General features: G+C 60.5%; 15 protein-coding genes. 11 read left to right on the forward strand and 4 right to left on the reverse strand.

Annotated elements, in window-relative coordinates:
* Window positions 1–705 precede the first annotated feature (705 nt).
* The 3 genes from AC07PE_RS18445 to AC07PE_RS18455 all read left to right on the forward strand — a co-directional run bounded on the left by AC07PE_RS18445 (window position 706) and on the right by AC07PE_RS18455 (window position 3,506).
* Window positions 706–1,110 carry a very short patch repair endonuclease gene (locus tag AC07PE_RS18445; protein ID WP_498767142.1) on the forward strand — a complete coding sequence of 135 codons (405 nt, stop codon included), beginning with the start codon at window positions 706–708 and terminating at the stop codon, window positions 1,108–1,110.
* Between the two features lie 227 nt (window positions 1,111–1,337).
* On the forward strand, window positions 1,338–2,642 hold the full coding sequence (locus AC07PE_RS18450; protein WP_498767060.1) for a DNA cytosine methyltransferase: 1,305 nt from the start codon (window positions 1,338–1,340) through the stop codon (window positions 2,640–2,642).
* Window positions 2,643–2,702: 60 nt separating this feature from the next.
* On the forward strand, window positions 2,703–3,506 hold the full coding sequence (locus tag AC07PE_RS18455) for a hypothetical protein (protein WP_498767062.1): 804 nt from the start codon (window positions 2,703–2,705) through the stop codon (window positions 3,504–3,506).
* Window positions 3,507–3,577: 71 nt separating this feature from the next.
* On the opposite strand, the gene gyrB is transcribed toward AC07PE_RS18455, so the two are convergent.
* The 3 genes from gyrB to dnaA all read right to left on the reverse strand — a co-directional run bounded on the left by gyrB (window position 3,578) and on the right by dnaA (window position 8,781).
* Window positions 3,578–6,082 carry a DNA topoisomerase (ATP-hydrolyzing) subunit B gene (gene gyrB, locus AC07PE_RS18460; RefSeq protein WP_498767064.1) on the reverse strand — a complete coding sequence of 835 codons (2,505 nt, stop codon included), beginning with the start codon at window positions 6,080–6,082 and terminating at the stop codon, window positions 3,578–3,580.
* A 93-nt stretch (window positions 6,083–6,175) separates the two neighbouring features.
* Window positions 6,176–7,282 carry a DNA polymerase III subunit beta gene (gene dnaN, locus AC07PE_RS18465; protein WP_498767066.1) on the reverse strand — a complete coding sequence of 369 codons (1,107 nt, stop codon included), beginning with the start codon at window positions 7,280–7,282 and terminating at the stop codon, window positions 6,176–6,178.
* Window positions 7,283–7,356: 74 nt separating this feature from the next.
* Window positions 7,357–8,781, reverse strand: coding sequence for a chromosomal replication initiator protein DnaA (gene dnaA / locus AC07PE_RS18470; protein WP_498767068.1), 1,425 nt, complete (start codon window positions 8,779–8,781; stop codon window positions 7,357–7,359).
* Between the two features lie 361 nt (window positions 8,782–9,142).
* Between dnaA and rpmH the strand changes: the two genes are divergently transcribed.
* The 7 genes from rpmH (at window position 9,143) to AC07PE_RS18505 (ending at window position 16,108) form a co-directional block, all read left to right on the forward strand.
* Window positions 9,143–9,277 carry a 50S ribosomal protein L34 gene (gene rpmH, locus AC07PE_RS18475; RefSeq protein ID WP_040378179.1) on the forward strand — a complete coding sequence of 45 codons (135 nt, stop codon included), beginning with the start codon at window positions 9,143–9,145 and terminating at the stop codon, window positions 9,275–9,277.
* 34 nt (window positions 9,278–9,311) lie between these two features.
* A complete protein-coding gene (gene rnpA / locus AC07PE_RS18480; protein ID WP_498767071.1) occupies window positions 9,312–9,758 on the forward strand; it encodes a ribonuclease P protein component in 447 nt (148 codons plus the stop codon).
* On the forward strand, window positions 9,755–9,997 hold the full coding sequence (gene yidD, locus AC07PE_RS18485; protein ID WP_498767073.1) for a membrane protein insertion efficiency factor YidD: 243 nt from the start codon (window positions 9,755–9,757) through the stop codon (window positions 9,995–9,997). Before rnpA ends, yidD begins: the two co-directional genes overlap by 4 nt.
* A 10-nt stretch (window positions 9,998–10,007) precedes the next feature.
* Window positions 10,008–11,675 (forward strand): membrane protein insertase YidC, encoded by a 1,668-nt coding sequence (yidC, locus tag AC07PE_RS18490; RefSeq protein ID WP_498767075.1) that lies wholly within the window; start codon window positions 10,008–10,010, stop codon window positions 11,673–11,675.
* A gap of 174 nt (window positions 11,676–11,849) precedes the next feature.
* Entirely contained in the window at window positions 11,850–13,229 is a 1,380-nt protein-coding gene (gene mnmE, locus AC07PE_RS18495) for a tRNA uridine-5-carboxymethylaminomethyl(34) synthesis GTPase MnmE (protein ID WP_498767077.1), read from the forward strand.
* 15 nt (window positions 13,230–13,244) lie between these two features.
* Entirely contained in the window at window positions 13,245–13,910 is a 666-nt protein-coding gene (locus AC07PE_RS18500; protein ID WP_498767079.1) for a hypothetical protein, read from the forward strand.
* Window positions 13,907–16,108, forward strand: a complete 2,202-nt coding sequence (locus AC07PE_RS18505; protein ID WP_498767081.1) for a hypothetical protein — start codon at window positions 13,907–13,909, stop codon at window positions 16,106–16,108. Before AC07PE_RS18500 ends, AC07PE_RS18505 begins: the two co-directional genes overlap by 4 nt.
* On the opposite strand, the gene AC07PE_RS18510 is transcribed toward AC07PE_RS18505, so the two are convergent.
* Window positions 16,093–16,995, reverse strand: coding sequence for a LysR family transcriptional regulator (locus tag AC07PE_RS18510; RefSeq protein ID WP_498767082.1), 903 nt, complete (start codon window positions 16,993–16,995; stop codon window positions 16,093–16,095). The genes AC07PE_RS18505 and AC07PE_RS18510 overlap by 16 nt on opposite strands.
* Window positions 16,996–17,101: 106 nt before the next feature.
* Here AC07PE_RS18510 and AC07PE_RS18515 point away from each other — a divergent pair, with 106 nt between their 5' ends.
* On the forward strand, window positions 17,102–17,872 hold the full coding sequence (locus tag AC07PE_RS18515; protein ID WP_498767084.1) for an SDR family NAD(P)-dependent oxidoreductase: 771 nt from the start codon (window positions 17,102–17,104) through the stop codon (window positions 17,870–17,872).
* Window positions 17,873–17,918 lie beyond the last annotated feature (46 nt).

Raw genomic sequence — 17,918 nt, forward strand, 5'->3', positions numbered from 1 at the left:
GGAGCGGCTGTTGATATAAAACAAAGAAGACGTGGTTTTTTGTACTGTTTCTCCGATCAATTCAATATCGTCAGGTCCATCTCGTCTTTCAATAATTGCTTCGCCAGCTAAACGGAGCATGCACCGTGAAACAATTCCTCATCTGCGTCGCATTACTGCTGTTGCCGTTCTCCGTGCTGCCCCAGGACTACCTGCCACGCATGTGCAAAGGCTCCTGACGCGTCGGGAGGACTGCGGTCAAATGCGCACGACATTTCCTGATGCCAAAGAAAAGCTGCTCAAGCTTTGCATGGGTACAGACAAGGAGGTTGTGCAGCTGAAGCAGAGGTACGCGCTAAACTCGACGATTCTGCAGATCCTGAATCAATTCGAAGCAATTAGATAAACCGCAGAGGTGCCAGTGGCAGAGGAAAAGACCGTTTATTAGTTGGAAAATATTCCAAAAAACATACTGTGCATAAGCTTAAGAAGACTATTGCATCGACTTTTCTTTTGATAACAATTCATTTTCGTCTAAGCAGAGTCGAGCTGTAACCAGCACAGGCACGCATTTTGTATTGACTTAATGCAAGACCAATCAAACGTGTGCGCCAGAGAGGACCAATCCTCTAAACTGCGGTTAAGTATGCAGGAATTTGAGGCATATCTAACTGTTTGGCTCATAACATGATAGATCGTCTTGATAAGGAACGCCGCAGCCGGTTGATGCAAAAGGTCGGAACTAAAGATACTGGGCCAGAGATAGCTGTACGTTCTCTCTTACATAAACTCGGGTACCGATTTCGACTTCATCGCAAAGACTTGCCAGGAACACCAGATATCGTCTTTCCCAGTCGACGCCTCGCATTATTTGTTCATGGATGCTTCTGGCACATGCATGGCTGTAACAAAGGACGTCTGCCGAAATCTCGTCTTGACTACTGGGAGCCTAAACTATCCGCAAACAGAAGCCGCGATCAGCGTAACGTAGCGGCTCTACGGTCTGTAGGGTGGGATGCGGCCGTAGTATGGCAATGCGAGCTTTCGAATCCTGAGATGTTGTCACAACGACTTCAAGAGCTGCTAGAGTCGTGTCCGACCAAGATACTGTCGCGAAAGCACAACCATTGACGTTGTTCGCGACAACGCAAGTTTCCCTTCCAACCTCCCTTCAGAGCTCTTATACTGTATGTTTGTACAGCATAGTTTCCATATTGACACCATTTAAGCGCGCCGAGGAAATATAAATATTGTATATATTTCATTGATTTAATTGAAATATATTGTATGACAACACCTTTTCTTTGCTAACGCGATAAAATACTAGGTTAGTTTTTGCTTTTTTATAGGAGCTTTTGATGGCACGTCCGATAGGTATTGATCTTTTCGCAGGGGCGGGCGGGATGTCTTTAGGTTTCGAGCAGGCCGGTTTTGATGTGGTCGCAGCGGTCGAAATTGATCCAATTCATTGCGCAACTCATGAATACAATTTCCCTAATTGTAAAACGATTTGCGCGAGTGTTGTAGATCTCTCAGGAAATGCGATTCGTGGGATTGCAAATATCGGTGAACGTGATATTGATGTAGTTTTCGGAGGCGCGCCTTGCCAAGGTTTTTCAATGATTGGTAAACGCGCGTTAGATGACAGTCGTAACCAACTCGTGTTTCACTATGTGAGATTGGTTAGGGAGTTAAAGCCTAAATATTGCGTTTTTGAGAATGTCAAAGGTCTTACACTTGGAAAGCATTCGCAATTTCTTAAGGAATTAATAGAAGAACTCGAGAAAAGCGGATATAAGGTCCAGCTGCCCTACAAGGTATTGAACGCTGTTGATTTTGGAGTTCCGCAGTCGCGTGAACGTTTGTTTTTAATGGCTGCACGTGATGATCAAAAACTGCCTGTCTATCCTAAGGAAAATGAAGTACGTGTAACTGTTGGAGATGCAATTTCAGATTTACCTGACGCTGATAAGTTTAGTGAGCTAGAGAAATATGATGCCGTAAAGGCAGTATGGGAGACTCATTCTTCTTATGCGTTGCGTTTGAGGGGAATGCTGGAAGACCTCGGTAATTTCAGCTACACGAGAAAATTTGACCCCCAAGTGCTTAGTAGTAGCTTGACCACGCAACATACTGACGTTTCGAAGGAGCGATTCCGTGCTACTTTGCCTGGGAAAACAGAATCGATCAGCCGATTTCTGAAATTGGATCCAAACGGGGTTTGCAACACTTTGCGAGCAGGTACAGATAGTGCGAGAGGTGCCCATACGTCGCCACGACCTATACATCCCAGCTATGCCCGAGTGTTAACTGTGCGCGAAGCTGCGAGATTACATTCGTATCCCGATTGGTTCCGACTTCATGCTACAAAATGGCACGGATTTAGGCAAATTGGTAATAGTGTTCCACCTTTACTGGCTCGTGCAGTTGGTTCATCTGTAATTGAAGGTCTGGGGTTGCAGCCTGTAAAGCCGAAAGATATATTAGAGCTTGGCGATGAATCTCTGCTAGCGATGAATATGGGACAAGCAGCTTCTTATTTTTCCGTTCCGCGGACAGTTATTGCTCAACGTGCCCGGAGATCCAGCAGCTACTCTTCAAAAGAAAAGGAGGGGGGAGGGGGAAATGATTTGTTGTCGTTTTCGCTAGAGTCTGGAAAATAGGGATAATTTTATAATATAAGCAACGATTGATAGCAGGAATTTCTATGATTTTTGACGTCTATGGCTGAAGAAAATAAAAAACCGAATCGTTACCAAGCGATTATATCTCATGTTTTTTTTGATCATTATACCGACGGTATTACGGAATTTGAATTCACTCGAGATGAGTTTGTTGATATCGCTTCGTCACTTAAAATTTCGCTTCCAAAAAATATTGGGGATGTAATTTACTCGTTTCGATATCGGAATGAGCTGCCAAAAAGTATATTAACCACGGCTGATGACGGGAGGGAGTGGATCATTGAGGGGACCGGAAGGGCTAAATATAGATTTAAGCAAGTCCGGTTGAGTCGAATTATTCCTAGAGAAGATCTGCTTTCTATAAAAATACCTGACTCGACGCCGGAAATTATTGGCGCTTATGCTTTAACCGATGAGCAGGCTTTGTTAGCGAAGGTTCGATACAATCGTCTTATAGATATATTTTTAGGCGTTACGGCCTTTTCGTTGCAAAACCATCTTCGAACAACAGTGAAAGATGTTGGTCAAATTGAAATTGATGAGATTTACGTAGGTATAAATCGTCATGGGTCTCAATTCGTCGTGCCTGTTCAAGCAAAGGGTGGAAACGATAAGCATGGGGTTGTTCAAACTCAACAAGACATCGTCTGTTGTAGTGAAAAATTTCCAAAGTTGATATGTCGTGCCGTGTCCGCTCAGTTTATGAGCAATAACCGAATTGCTATGTTTGAGCTCGCCGTAGAAGATGAATGCGTTAAAGTTGTTGATGAGAAGCATTATCAGCTTGTTGGTGCTTCTGATATTACGGCGGATGAGCTGCAGCGTTACGCAGAAAGATCTTAGCGAAGAATAAAAATAAAAATAAAGCCGGTTGAACGCCGGCTTTATTTTGACTAACGGATAAAAATTTCACGTTAAACGTCAATATTCCCGGCCTGCAGCGCATTAGTCTCAATGAAGTTCCTACGCGGCTCAACCTCATCACCCATCAAGGTGGTAAAGATCTGGTCCGCAGCAATCGCATCCTCGATCTGCACCTTCAGCAAACGACGAACGGTCGGATCCATCGTGGTTTCCCAAAGCTGCTCGGGATTCATCTCACCCAGACCCTTATAACGCTGCTTGGACACGCCACGCTCCGCTTCCTCGCGCAGCCATTCCATGGCCTGCTGGAAGTCGCGCACGGCGAATTCCTTCATCTTGTCGCCTTCACCGCGGCGGATGATGGCGCCGGCGCCCATCAGGCCCTTAAAGGTAGCGGCCGAGTTGGCCAGGGTCGCGTAGTCGGCGCCGGCCACGAAGTCGGCGTCGATCGAGGTCACCTGCACGTTGCCGTGGTGGATGCGCTCGATGCGCAGTGCGTGCTTTTCCGACAGTTCGTCGGAGCGCACGCCCACTTTCACGCTCGGATCGTGGATCGCGTCGGCCAGGGCCTGGGCCGATTTCTCGGCGGCTTCCTGGCTCGTCAGGTCCAGCGTCACGCCGGTCATGATGGCGGACAGGGCTGCGCGATCGATCACGCGCGTCAGGCGCATCATGATGGCGTTGGCCTTGTTGTACTTCTCGACCAGGTCGCCCAGGTCGCCGTCAGTGATCGGCGCGGCGCCGTCCTGCGGGATCAGGGCGGCGGTGTTCAGGGCCACGCGCATCATGTAGCTGGCTTCCTCGACGTCGTCCTTCAGGTAGCGCTCGTCGCGGCCGGCTTTCACCTTGTACAGCGGCGGCTGGGCGATGTAGATGTGGCCGCGCTCGACCAGCTGCGGCATCTGGCGGTAGAACAGCGTCAGCAGCAGGGTACGGATGTGGGCGCCGTCGACGTCCGCGTCGGTCATGATGATGATGCGGTGGTAGCGCAGCTTGTCGACGTTGAACTCGTCCGGGCCGATCGAGGTGCCGAGGGTCGCGATCAGGGTGGTGATCTGCTCCGACGACAGCATCTTCTCGAAGCGCGCCTTTTCCACGTTCAGCACCTTGCCGCGCAGCGGCAGGATGGCCTGGAACTTACGGTCGCGGCCCTGCTTGGCGGAACCGCCTGCGGAGTCACCCTCGACGATGTACAGCTCGGCCAGCGCCGGGTCGCGTTCCTGGCAGTCGGCCAGCTTCGAGGACAGGCCCAGGCCGTCCATCACGCCCTTGCGGCGGGTCAGGTCGCGGGCTTTGCGTGCCGCTTCACGGGCGCGCGCTGCTTCGACGATCTTGCCGCAGATGATCTTGGCGTCGTTCGGCTTTTCGTTCAGGAAGTCGGTGAGCGTTTTTGCCACGATCTCTTCGACCGGGCCGCGCACTTCCGACGACACGAGCTTGTCCTTGGTCTGCGACGAGAACTTCGGCTCAGGCACCTTGACGGACAGCACGCAGGTCAGGCCTTCGCGCATGTCGTCGCCCGAGATTTCGACCTTGGCCTTCTTGGCGAATTCGTTCTCGTCGATGTACTTGTTGATCACTCGCGTCATCGCCGCACGCAGGCCGGTCAGGTGGGTGCCGCCGTCGCGCTGCGGGATGTTATTGGTGAAGCACAGCACCTGCTCGTTGTACGAGTCGTTCCACTGCATCGACACGTCCACCGAGATATTCGTGCCCTGGTCGGACTGGCGGTCGCCGGTTGCCTGGAACACGGTCGGGTGCAGGACGGCCTTGGCCTTGTTGATGTACTCCACGAAGCCACGGGTGCCGCCTTCGAAGGCGAACACTTCTTCCTTGCCGTTGCGCTGGTCGCTCAGCTTGATGTTGACGCCGTTGTTCAGGAAGGAGAGTTCGCGGATACGCTTGCTCAGGATCTCGTAGTGGAACTCGACGTGCGTAAAGATTTCTTCGTCGGCCCAGAAGTGCACTTCGGTGCCGCGCTTGTCGGTGTCGCCAATGATCTTCATCGGGGAGACTTCGACGCCGTCAACGACTTCGATGATGCGGTCCATCGGCACGCCGCGCGAGAATTCCAGCTGGTGAATCTTGCCTTTTTGGCGCACGGTCACGCGCAGCAGCTTCGACAGTGCATTCACGCAGGACACGCCCACGCCGTGCAGGCCGCCGGAAACCTTGTACGAGTTCTGGTTGAACTTGCCGCCGGCGTGCAGTTCCGTCAGGGCGATCTCGGTCGCCGAGCGCTTCGGCTCGTGCTTGTCGTCCATCTTGACGCCGGTCGGGATGCCGCGGCCGTTGTCGGTGATCGAGATCGAGTTGTCGGAGTGGATCGTGACGTGGATCTCGGTGCAGTAGCCGGCCAGGGCTTCGTCGATCGAGTTGTCGAGCACCTCGAACACCAGGTGGTGCAGGCCGGTACCGTCCGACGTGTCGCCGATATACATGCCCGGACGCTTGCGCACGGCTTCCAGGCCTTCGAGGATCTGAATCGACGAGGCGCCGTACTCATCGGCCTTGTTCGGCGCGGATTCCAAAACTTCTTGAGTGTTCTCGGACATGACTGCTTTCTCAAATAACGGGTAAATCAGACCGCGGACTTTGTGATCCGCGGTGTCGCCCAACAAGACCATATATGGGCGATTCAGCGCTTTTTAAATACGCATCGGCATGACGACGTACTTGAAGTCGCCATTTTCCGGAATCGAAATCAGCGCCGACGAATTCGAATCGCCCAGCGAGATGTTCACCTGGTCGCACTTCAGGTTATTCAGTACGTCCAGCAGGTAGGTGACGTTGAAACCGATGTCGATTGCATCGCCGCCGTAGTCGATTTCGAGTTCTTCCACCGCCTCTTCCTGATCGGCGTTGGTCGAGCTGATTTTCATCGAACCCGGGGCGATCAGGCAGCGCACGCCCTTGAACTTGTCGCTGGTCATGATCGCAGCGCGCTGCAGCGAGCGCAGCAGTTCGTCGCGGCCGATCGTGAAGTCGTTCTTATAGCCCTTCGGAATCACGCGGGTGTAATCCGGGAACTTGCCCTCGACCAGCTTCGACACCAGTTCGATGTCGGCGAAGGTCAGTTTCACCTGCGAGGCGGCGATGTCCAGGCGGACGGTCTCGTCGCTTTCTTCCAGCAGGCGCTGCAGTTCGATGATGGTCTTGCGCGGAATGATGACTTCCTGGCGCTCGAAGGACTGCTCGGCTTCCACCTGGGCGAAGGCCAGACGGTGGCCGTCGGTGGCGACCGCGATCACGTTGTTACCGTCCAGCACCAGCAGCAGGCCGTTCAGGTAATAACGGATGTCCTGCTGGGCCATCGCGAAGTGCACCATGTTGAACAGGTGCTTCAGCGTCTTTTGCGGCAGGGTGACGGAGGCGTTGTAGCTGTCGGCCACCGAGACGGTCGGGAATTCCTCGGCCGCCAGGGTCTGCAGGGCGAAGCGCGACTTGCCGCTTTGGACGGTCAGGCGCTTGTTCAGCAGGGTCATGGTGACGTCGCCCGATTCCGGCAGGGCGCGCAGGATGTCGAGCAGCTTGCGCGCCGCCACGGTGGTGCCGGTTTCTTCAGGACCCGAACCGATATTGGCCAGGGTCGTGATCTGCACCTCGGTGTCGGTCGACAGGAAAGAGACGCTCTCGCCATTCTTGCGGATGAGGATATTGGCCAGAATCGGCATGGTGTGCCGACGCTCGACAATACCACTCACGATCTGCAGTGGCCGGAGAAGCGTGTCTCGGGTGGTTTTGACCAGTTGCATAAATATCCCTCAGGTTTTTTATAAGGTGAAAAATGTTGTCTGCGCAATATTTTGCCAGAAATCACTAAGCGAACTTAGCCTTTCAACGTTTGCTCTAAAACGTGCAGCTCGTGATTGCACTCGGCGTTCTTCTGGCGGTCCTGTGCGATCTTGCGCACGGCGTGCAGCACCGTCGTGTGGTCGCGGCCGCCGAACAGTTCGCCGATTTCCGGCAGACTCTTCTGCGTCAGCTCTTTCGCCAGGTACATCGCGATCTGGCGCGGACGTGCGATGTTGGCCGGGCGGCGCTTCGAATACATGTCCGCGACCTTGATGTTGAAGAAGTCGGCCACCGTCTTCTGGATGTTTTCCACCGAGATCTGGCGATTCTGCACCGACAGCAGATCCTTCAGCGCTTCCTTCACCACATCGATGGTGATTTCTTTGCCATGGAAGCGGGAATAGGCCAGGATCTTGCGCAGCGCGCCTTCCAGCTCGCGCACGTTGGAGCGCAGGTGCTTGGCCACGAAGAAGGCGACGTCGTCGTTCAGCACCACGCCTTCCGATTCCGCTTTCTTCATCAGGATCGCCACGCGCATTTCCAGCTCCGGTGGCTCGATCGCCACCGTCAGGCCGGAGTCGAAGCGCGAGATCAGGCGGTCGTCCATGCCGGTGATCTCTTTCGGATAGGTATCCGAGGTAATGATGATCTGTTTCTTCGCAGCGATCAGGGCTTCGAAGGCATAGAAGAACTCTTCCTGCGTGCGGCTCTTGCCGCCGAAGAATTGAATATCGTCGATCAGCAGCATGTCCAGCGAGTGGTAGTAATGCTTGAAGTCGTCGAAACCCTTGCGCTGATACGCAGTCACCACGTCGCGCACGTACTGTTCGGCGTGGATGTAGCGGATGCGCGCGCCCGGCTGGTCCTTCATTACCTGGTTGCCGATGGCGTGGATCAAGTGGGTCTTACCGAGGCCGACGCCGCCGTAGAAGAACAGCGGGTTGTACGAGACGCCCGGGTTGTTGGCCACCTGGATTGCGGCGGCGCGCGCCAGCTGGTTGGCCTTACCGGTCACGAAGTTCTCGAAGGTGAGTTCGGAATTCACGCGGCTCTGTTCGCGGCGCGGGTTGTTCGCGATCACGTTGTCCGGGGTGACGACAGGCGTGGCCGGAACGGTATTGTCGGCGGCGGCATTGATGCCCATGGCGCCTGCAGCCATCTCGGCGGTCGAGGTGGTCGGCTGGCGATTGCTTACCGCGTCCGGTTTCTTCGGCAGGTTCCTCGAGTCGAGCACGAACTGCACTTCCACCGGGCGCTCCCAGAAATCGGAGGCGAGGGCGGTGATGCGATTCGCGAACTGCGACTTTACCCAGTCGAGCTTGAAGCGGTTGGGCGCCGCGATGCGCAGCTTACCGTCCTCATAGTCGAGGGCGACCAGTGGTTTGATCCACGCGGTATATTGCTGCGGCGTCAGCTCGAGTTCCAGCTGCGTGGAACAGGCTTGCCAAAAGTTTTCCATACATCGACCAAGTTAAAGCGTAACACTCTATTTTAACTGTCTTCTCGGAAGTTATCCACAGGCGAAGCGGGTTTTTTCCACCGAACCTCAACAGCGTGATGCACAAGGGCAACCATGGCGACTTGCTACCGCGGCGGCGCTGCAGCGCAACAGCTTTCTTGACAGCTCGACCGAAAATGCTGTCTAATTCAGGGTTCCCCGCCCACACGCATTGCCAACTCAGGCACTCAGCACATGGGCGAACAAGCTTTGCTGAGGCGTGACGCTGGCTTAACAACTGCGAAATGTCATTGGCGTATGGCCGGCTCACGAGGCGCCGGCTCCAATTTTTTGCATTCTTTTTGCTTTAAGCGAGACCACCATGAAACGTACTTACCAACCTTCCGTCGTCCGTCGCAAGCGCACGCACGGCTTCCGCGCACGTATGGCTACCCGTGGTGGCCGTCAAGTCCTGAACGCACGCCGCGCCAAGGGCCGCAAGCGTCTGGCTGTCTAAGCCCAGACAGGCTCCTGTCGACCGCGCCTAAGCAATGTCAGGCGAAGGTTCGCACGACTTCGCGCGCGTTCGGCGCATCGTAAAAACGGATGAGTTTTCATCCGTTTTTCGTTTGCGCCCTGCACAAAAAAGCGCGCATTTCGTGCTCTATACCCGACCGAATACCCTGCCGCATGCGCGGCTGGGCGTCGTTGCGGCCAAACGGTTCGCACCGCGCGCGGTCACGCGCAATACCATCAAGCGCGTCACGCGCGAACTGTTCCGCACCACGCCGCTCCCCGGCATCGACTGCATCGTGCGCCTTGCGCGGCCGGTCAATACCAAGAGCGGTCCGGCCACGAACAGGGCCCTGAAGACGCTGCTGCATGCCGAGCTGGCGCGCCTGTTCGCGTCGCAGGCGCCAAGGCCGCGCAAGCCGGCGCCTCCGGCCGCAGAGCCGGCGCCCGCTGTGCCGGACAGTCCAGGACAGCAGCCATCATGAACAGGCTGCTCGTCTGGCTGCTGCGCGCTTACCAGTTGCTGGTGTCCCCGATGTTCGGGCCGAGCTGCCGTTTCTATCCGAGCTGTTCCAACTACGCGATCGAAGCGGTGCGCCTGCATGGCGGCGCGCGCGGCGGCTGGCTGGCCCTGCGCCGCATCTGCCGCTGCCATCCGTGGAACGCCGGCGGCAACGACCCTGTGCCACCCCCAACAACCGCTTGCGGTTGCAACCATTCCTGAATAAGACCCAATGGAAATCAATAAACGTACCATCCTGTGGATCGTGTTCGCCGTCTCGCTGGTCGTCCTGTGGAACGATTGGAACATGGCGAATGGCAGGCAGTCGATGTTCTCGCCGCAGGCACCTAGCAAGGTCGCCACCGCGCAGACCCCGGCCCAGCCGAAGGTGAACGACCTGCCGGCCCCCGCCGCGACCCCGGCATCCGTGCCCGGCGCCGCCCCGGCCGATGGCGCTGCCGCAGCGCCGGCGCCGATCCAGACCAAGATCATCACCATCACGACCGACGTCTACAAGGCCGACATCGACACCGCCGGCGGCGTGATCCGCCGCCTGGAGCTGCTGAAGTACCGCGACAAGGTCGACAACACCAAGAACCAGCTGCTGTTCCACACCGATGCCGCCAAGGGCCGCCTCTACCTGGCGCAGACCGGCCTGACCCCGGCCGCGACCGGCGCCCTGCCGAACCACAACACCCCGTTCGTGGCGAAGCCCTTGGTCACCAACGGTAACCAGACCCAGCTCGTGCTCGAAGCGGAGCAGGGCGGCGTGCGCCTGACCAAGACCTTCACCTTCCACCAGGGCGACTACGTGATCGGCGTGCGTCACGACGTGACCAACATCGGCACCGTGCCGGTAGCGCCGTCGCTGTACCTGCAGCTGCAGCACGACGGCAGCAAGCCGGAAGGCGACACCTACTTCAACAGCAGCTACACCGGTCCGACCCTGTACACCTCGCAGGACAAGTACCAGAAGCTGACCTTCGAGAAGATCGCCAAGGGCAGCGCCGAGCACACGACCAAGGCCACCGACGGCTGGATCGCGATCTCGCAGCACTTCTTCGTCTCGGCCTTCATCCCGCCGGAGAAGCAGCAGCGCGACATCTACACCAAGAGCCTGGGCAACAACCTGTTCGCCATCGGCACCGTGATGCCGCTGGGGACCGTGGCGCCGGGCGCCACCGTGTCGAACGAGACCCGCCTGTATTCGGGTCCGCAGGAAGAGAAGATGCTGGAGAAGGTCACCCCTGGCCTGGAACTGGTGCGCGACTATGGCTGGGCGACCATCATCGCCAAGCCGATTTTCTGGACCATGGACCAGCTGCACCAGATGATCGGTAACTGGGGCTGGACCATCGTCGCCTTCACCATCCTGATCAAGCTGCTGTTCTTCCCGCTGTCCGCAGCCGGCTACCGCAGCATGGCCAAGATGAAGACCGTGACGCCGAAGATGCAGGCGATCCGCGAGCGCTACAAGGCCGATCCGGTCAAGATGCAGCAGGCCACCATGGAGCTGTACAAGAGCGAGAAGATCAATCCGCTGGGCGGCTGCCTGCCGATCCTGATCCAGATGCCGGTGTTCCTGGCGCTGTACTGGACCCTGCAGGCCGCGGTCGAGATGCGCGGCGCGCCGTGGATCCTGTGGATTCACGACCTGACCGCGCCGGACCCGTACTTCGTCCTGCCGATCATCTACGCGATCTCGATGTTCGTGACCACCCGCCTGAACCCGCAGCCGGCCGATCCGATGCAGGCCAAGATGATGATGTTCATGCCGCTGGCATTCTCGGTCATCTTCGTGTTCTTCCCGTCCGGCCTGGTGCTGTACTGGGTGGTGAACAACCTGATCTCGATGGCGCAGCAGTATGTGATCACCAAGAAGTACGCGCCGGCGAAGTAAGCCTGCGATGGTTTGATCGGAAAGCCCGTGCGTTGCGCGGGCTTTTTTTTATTTTAGATAGCCCCAAAACCGTCGTCCCCGCGAAGGCGGGGATCCAAGTTCTGCCTGCATCTCGACTGCGCAACAAACTTGGCTCCCCGCCTTCGCGGGGACGACGTTGGTAGAATCTACCTTATGAAACTAGATACCTCTCCCATCGCCGCCATCGCCACCGCCCCCGGCCGCGGCGGCATCGGCGTCGTGCGCGCGTCCGGCAAAGCGCTGGCGCCGCTGATCGACGCCCTGTTCCCCGGCCAGAAGCTGGCCCCGCGCCACGCCACCTACATCCCGTTCAAGGATGCCGCCGGCACTGTCATCGACGAAGGCCTGGCCCTGTACTTCAAGGGGCCTCACTCCTACACCGGCGAAGACGTGCTGGAACTGCAGGGCCACGGCGGCCCGGTGGTGCTGCGCATGCTGCTGGCGCGCGTGCTGGAAGCGGGCGCCGGCCTCGGCCTGCGCCTGGCCGAGCCGGGCGAATTCACCCGCCGCGCCTTCCTGAACGACAAGCTGGACCTGGCCCAGGCCGAGGCCGTGGCCGACCTGATCGACGCCTCGACCGAAGCCGCCGCCAAGTCGGCATCAGCTTCGCTGTCTGGCGCCTTCTCTAAGGTGGTGCATGAGCTGGTCGACAAGACCATCAACCTGCGCATGCTGGTCGAGGCCACGCTCGACTTCCCGGAAGAGGAGATCGACTTCCTCGAAAAATCGAATGCGCGCGGCCAGCTGGCTGGCATCGTCGAGGCGCTGGACCACGTGTTCCGCCAGGCGGCGCAAGGCGCGCTGCTGCGCGAGGGCCTGAACGTGGTGCTGGTCGGCCAGCCGAACGTCGGCAAATCCTCGCTGCTGAACGCGCTGGCCGGATCGGAGGTCGCCATCGTCACCCCGATCGCCGGCACCACGCGCGACAAGGTCAGCGAGACCATCCAGGTCGAGGGCATCCCGCTGAACATCATCGACACCGCCGGCATCCGCGCGCTGGACGAGGGCGTCGACGTGGTCGAGCGCATCGGCATCGAGCGCACCTGGGGCGAGGTCGGCAAGGCCGACGTGATCCTGCACCTGCTGGACGCGAACCTGGGCCCGGCCAGGGCCGACGAGGACATCGTCGCCGCCTTCCCGGCCGGCGTGCCGGTGGTCCGCATCTGGAACAAGATCGACCTGTCGGGCCACAAACCCTCGGTGGACATGAGCGCGGACGTGACCCACATCTACCTGTCGGCGCACGAGAAGATCGGCATGGAGCTGCTGCGCGCGGAACTGCTGCGCATCGCCGGCTGGCAGCAGACCGGCGAGTCGCTGTACTTGGCGCGCGAACGCCACCTGATCGCCCTGCGTGCGGCGCGCGAGCATCTGGATATGGCGGGGCTGCATGCGGCGCAGGACGATCAGTCGCTCGACCTGTTCGCGGAAGAGCTGCGGCTGGCGCAGGATCAGCTGTCCAGCATTACCGGGCAGTTCACGCCGGATGATTTGCTGGGGGTGATTTTCAGCCGCTTCTGTATCGGTAAGTGAGCGCGGAATAAGCCGATGCCCGCCGACCTGCCGCCCGCACCCGGTACGAATGCCGTGGCCTGGCTGTGGCGCGATGCGCCCGTGCCGGCCTGGTCGCAGCCGGCGGTGGCGGTGGTCGATCGCCACATCTGGCTGGCTGGCGACAAGATACTGGTGCGTCCCGGCGCCCGTCCGCGCCGGCTGCCGGCCGCCACCCGCGTCATTCCGGTCGTGCACGTGGAAATCGATGCGCTGCGCCCGCCCGGGAGCCTGCAGCCGGCGCACGCCACCGTGCTCGAGGCCATGGGCAAGGCGGCGCATGCGACCACCTCCGGCTGGGTCCAGCTGGACCTGGAAGCGCGGCCTTCGCAGCGCGCCGACTACCGCGCCCTGGTGCGGGACATCCGCGCCGCGCTGCCGCGCGACATACGCCTGAGCGTCACGGCGCTCGGCTGGTGGTGCCGCTCACCGAGCTGGCTGGATGGACTGGCCGCCGACGAGGTGGTGCCGATGTTCTTCCGGATGGGCCGCGACAATGCGGCGCTGCGCGATATCGTCGCGTCCCGGCCGCAGCTGCTGCATCCCCTGTGCCGCGCCGGCAGCGCCGGCTTTTCGCGGCAGGAGCCGTTCGCGCCCGAGGTGGCGGCGCGCTACCGGAACACCTACTGGTTCGATGAAAAAGGATGGAGAAACCCCGAATGAAGCGCATTCTCGCAGTTGCCATGCTTGCCGCCGCGGTTTCGGTGGCGATGGACGCCGGCGCCAGTGGCGACTATGGTCCCAGCTACACCATGTTCAAGGCCTACCGCGCGCCGGACATCCCGCTCGATCGCTTCCAGGCCGGCGAGCTCGGCATCCTGCAGCCGGGCATGCGGCGCGTCTATCTGTACACGGCCTGGCGCGCGATTTCGCTCGGACCCAGGGTGGCGGCCATGCCGGGGACCGCGGGCGGGCTGGCGCGCGCCGACGGTTCGGCCTTCGGCAACGGCTGGCAGCAGGCTGCCGTCACGCCGCCGGACCAGGCGGCGCCGCAACGGCTGAATATCGCGGCGCTGCTGCAGCTGCGCGAGGACGACCCGGCCCTCAACGCCTATTACGCCTGCCCCGAAGCCGCCAACGAGCAGGCGGGACGCACCTGGCGCATGCTGGCAGCACGGCGCGACGCCGGCAAGGAGCGCACGGCCGCCTGGGTGCGCGCCCAATACCAGGTCGGCCTGGCCTGCGCGGAAGCGGAAGCCGCGCGCTACCGCTACGGGGGCGAGAAGGAGAAGGCGCCGCAGCTCGCTCAACCCGCGCCACTGCCCGATTCGGAGCCGCTGTTCTGGCGCCAGCTGCGCGATTACCAGCGCGCCGCCTGGCACTTCTACCTGCAGCATTATGCGGAGAGTACGGCGCAGTTCGAGCGCATCGGCGCCACCCAGGGACACCCGATGCAGGGCCTGGGCCACTACCTGGCGCTGCGCTCGGACATCCGGCGTGCGCTGGCCGTGAAGGAGACCGGGCTCGCCGCGCGCGACAAGGAGGCCCGCTGGCTCGAGCAGCGCGGCGCCGCCATCCTGGCCGACGCTGCGCTGGCGCCCATGCACGAGCCGACCCGGGCGCTGCTGCGCTCGATGCGTGCGAACCTGACGCCCGAAATCCGCCTGGAAGAGCTGAGCCGCTACCTGGACAATCCCACCGCCGACCCGTTCGCACAGGACCGGCTGGGCGATTGGGCTATCGTGATCGATGACGCCAGACTGCAGGCGGGCAAGCAGTACGATTTCATTGACTGGATCGACACCCTCCGTGCCTGCGACCTGCGCGACAACCCGACCTGCGCCGCCCAGGCCGTGCATGCGCTCGAACGCTGGCAAAAGACCAGAACGCGCACCTGGCTGACCGCGGCGATGATGCTGGCACAATCCATGCCGCCGGAACTGGAGCGTGCGGCGCTGGCGGTCGGCGCCGACGATCCGGCGTGGACCACCGTCCACTTCCACCTGGCGCGCCTGTACCGCCTGGCAGGCCGGCAGGAGGAAGCGCGCGCCATCGGCGAGGCGGCCTTGAAGCGCAAGCTGTCGCCGGGCACGCGCAACCTGTTCCGCGAGGAGCGCTTCGCGGTGGCGTCGTCGGTGAAGGATGCCGCGGCCTGGCTGCTGCGCACCAATGTCGACTTCGCGAAGAACGACCCGGAACAGAAGGAAGACATGATCAACGACGACGGCCTGCTGTGGTTCAAGGTCGGCCTGCCGGTGGCCGGCATGATCGAGCTGGCGCGCGTCGAGGCGCTGCCCAAGCCGCTCCGTACCCGTGCCGCCGGCGCCGCGTGGATCCGTGCGTCCCTGCTCGACATGCCGGAGCAGGGAAACGCGGCCGCCGGGGTGCTGGCGCAATTGGCGCCGGAACTGGCGGAGCCGGCGCAGCGCTACCGCCGCGCCGGGACGGGCGCGGAACGCCGCCACATCGCGCTGGTGGCGGCGCTGCGCTTCGGTTTGTCCGCGCAACTGGATATGTCACCGCAACCGGTGGCACGCCGCGGCGACGATGAGGTCACGGCTTCCGGCTGGTGCAAATTCGACGGCAAGGAATTTCAGCAGGCCGCGGACGAGCGCTTTGCCTGGCGCTTCCCTACCATGCCCGCCACCGGCGATGCCGACGCCCGCGCAGAACTGGCGCGCCTGGCGACGATGAAGACCGCTACCGGTGTGGTCGGCGACGACGTCCTGCAATGGATGAGCAGCCATCCGAAGGATACCGAGCTCCCCTGGCTGCTGTACGTGGTGGTGCAATCCACGCGCGGCGGCTGCCTCGATCCGGACGCCGCAAGCCTGTCGAAGAAGGCCTTTACCCTGCTCCACAAGCGCTATCCGGACTCGGACTGGGCGGCGCAAACGCCTTATTTCTATTCACCCAAATAGGGCTTCAGCAACCCCGCCACCCAGTCCATGAACGCCACCGCGCGCGCCGGCACATGGCGCCGCGTGGGATAAACGAAAGCCACCGGCATCGGCGCCGGCCGGTAATCCGGCAGCACCTCGACCAACTTGCCGGCCTCGATCAGCTCGCGCAAGCCGGCCCCCGGCACCTGGATGATGCCGAGGCCGGCCAGGCAGGCGGCTTTATAGGACGCGGTGCCGTTCACCGTCAGCATGCTGCCCACCGGCGCGTAGCGGGTCTGCTCGCCATCGAACCATTCCCAGGCTGCGGCGCTGCCGCCCAGCTGGGCGTCGTAGTGAATCAGGCGGTGATGTGCGAGATCCTCGAGCGTCAAAGGCGTGCCGTACTGCTGCAGGTAGGCCGGGCTGGCGCAGTTGACCAAGCGGTAGCTGCCCAGCGGCCGCGCGACCAGGGACGAGTCAAGCAGCACGCCGGCGCGCAGCACGCAGTCATAACCCTCGCGGATCAGATCGACGCGGCGGTCGGCGGTGCCGAGGTCGATCGCCAGTTGCGGGTGCTGCGCCATGAATTCGCCCAGGCGCGGCAGCACCAGCTCACTGGCTAGCGCCACCGACATGTCCACACGCAGCCGCCCGGTCAGCACATCCTGCCCGGCGCGGAACATGCCGCGCAGCGCCTCCACTTCGTCCAGCACCTCGCGGCTGCGCGCGTGGAAGGCTTCGCCCTCCTGCGTCATCTGCACCCGGCGCGTGGTCCGCTGCAGCAGGCGCGTGCCGAGCTGCTGCTCGAGCTGGCGCACGGCGGCGGACACCGTCGCATTCGGCAGGCCGAGCTGGCGGGCGGCGCCGCTGAAGCTCTCGAGTTCCGCTACTTTCAGGAAGACCTGGATCGTATCGAGTTCGTTCATGCCACCATGATTCTTCGTAATTCCTGCAAAGTCAATTCGAATTCGGCGGGTTTATTGCAGCAGAATCGAAGAATACACTGGAATCCTCTTACGAAAGGAGTCCGACATGAACACCTCGAACACGAACTCGCGCATTGCCATCATCACCGGCGGCAGCCGCGGCCTGGGCCGCAGCATGGCCCTGCACCTGGCGCGCGACGGCGCCGACATCATCCTGACTTACCAGCAGAACGAAGCGGCGGCGCACGAAACCGTGGCGGCGATCCAGGCGCTGGGCCGCAGGGCCGCCGCTTTCCGGCTGGACGTGGCCGATAGCGGCGCCTTCGCCGGCTTCGCAGGGCAGGTCGATGCCACCCTGGCCGACTGGGGCCGCGAGCGCTTCGACATCCTCGTGAACAATGCCGGCAGCGGCCTGCACGTGCCGCTGATGGAACTGACCGAAGAGCAGTTCGACGGCATGATCGCGATCCACCTGAAATCCGCCCTGTTCCTGACCCAGGCGCTGGCGCCGCGCCTGAATGACGGCGGCCGCATCCTGAACATCTCCAGCGGCCTGACCCGCTTCACGGTGGCCGGCGCCGGCGCCTATGCCGCGGCCAAGGGCGGCGTCGAGGTGCTGACGCGCTACCTGGCGCGCGAACTGGCGGCGCGCCGGATCTCGGTGAACACGCTGGCGCCGGGCGCCATCGCCACCGATTTCAACGGCGGCCGCGTGCGCGACGACGATGCGCTGAACGGCTGGGTCGCCTCGCAGACGGCGCTGGGACGGGCCGGCTTGCCGGACGATATCGGCGGCGCCGCCGCCAGCCTGCTGGCCGAAGGCAGCGGATGGATCACCGGGCAGCGCATCGAAGCCTCCGGTGGAATGGGTTTATAAGCAGATATGCTACGCTTCGCCCATCTGAACAGTTCACGGGCGAGGC

It is taken from the genome of Telluria sp. GW821-FHT07G12 (assembly GCF_059418525.1).

What these genes read in the sequence shown, in the direction of transcription:
- gyrB (WP_498767064.1), bottom strand. Translation starts at nt 6,082, where the DNA reads ATGTCCGAGAACACTCAAGAAGTTTTGGAATCCGCGCCGAACAAGGCC.
- AC07PE_RS18450 (WP_498767060.1), top strand. Translation starts at nt 1,338, where the DNA reads ATGGCACGTCCGATAGGTATTGATCTTTTCGCAGGGGCGGGCGGGATG.
- AC07PE_RS18505 (WP_498767081.1), top strand. Translation starts at nt 13,907, where the DNA reads ATGAAGCGCATTCTCGCAGTTGCCATGCTTGCCGCCGCGGTTTCGGTG.
- yidD (WP_498767073.1), top strand. Translation starts at nt 9,755, where the DNA reads ATGAACAGGCTGCTCGTCTGGCTGCTGCGCGCTTACCAGTTGCTGGTG.
- dnaA (WP_498767068.1), bottom strand. Translation starts at nt 8,781, where the DNA reads ATGGAAAACTTTTGGCAAGCCTGTTCCACGCAGCTGGAACTCGAGCTG.
- rpmH (WP_040378179.1), top strand. Translation starts at nt 9,143, where the DNA reads ATGAAACGTACTTACCAACCTTCCGTCGTCCGTCGCAAGCGCACGCAC.
- yidC (WP_498767075.1), top strand. Translation starts at nt 10,008, where the DNA reads ATGGAAATCAATAAACGTACCATCCTGTGGATCGTGTTCGCCGTCTCG.
- dnaN (WP_498767066.1), bottom strand. Translation starts at nt 7,282, where the DNA reads ATGCAACTGGTCAAAACCACCCGAGACACGCTTCTCCGGCCACTGCAG.
- AC07PE_RS18515 (WP_498767084.1), top strand. Translation starts at nt 17,102, where the DNA reads ATGAACACCTCGAACACGAACTCGCGCATTGCCATCATCACCGGCGGC.
- AC07PE_RS18455 (WP_498767062.1), top strand. Translation starts at nt 2,703, where the DNA reads ATGGCTGAAGAAAATAAAAAACCGAATCGTTACCAAGCGATTATATCT.
- AC07PE_RS18500 (WP_498767079.1), top strand. Translation starts at nt 13,245, where the DNA reads ATGCCCGCCGACCTGCCGCCCGCACCCGGTACGAATGCCGTGGCCTGG.
- AC07PE_RS18510 (WP_498767082.1), bottom strand. Translation starts at nt 16,995, where the DNA reads ATGAACGAACTCGATACGATCCAGGTCTTCCTGAAAGTAGCGGAACTC.
- mnmE (WP_498767077.1), top strand. Translation starts at nt 11,850, where the DNA reads ATGAAACTAGATACCTCTCCCATCGCCGCCATCGCCACCGCCCCCGGC.
- AC07PE_RS18445 (WP_498767142.1), top strand. Translation starts at nt 706, where the DNA reads ATGCAAAAGGTCGGAACTAAAGATACTGGGCCAGAGATAGCTGTACGT.
- rnpA (WP_498767071.1), top strand. Translation starts at nt 9,312, where the DNA reads ATGTCAGGCGAAGGTTCGCACGACTTCGCGCGCGTTCGGCGCATCGTA.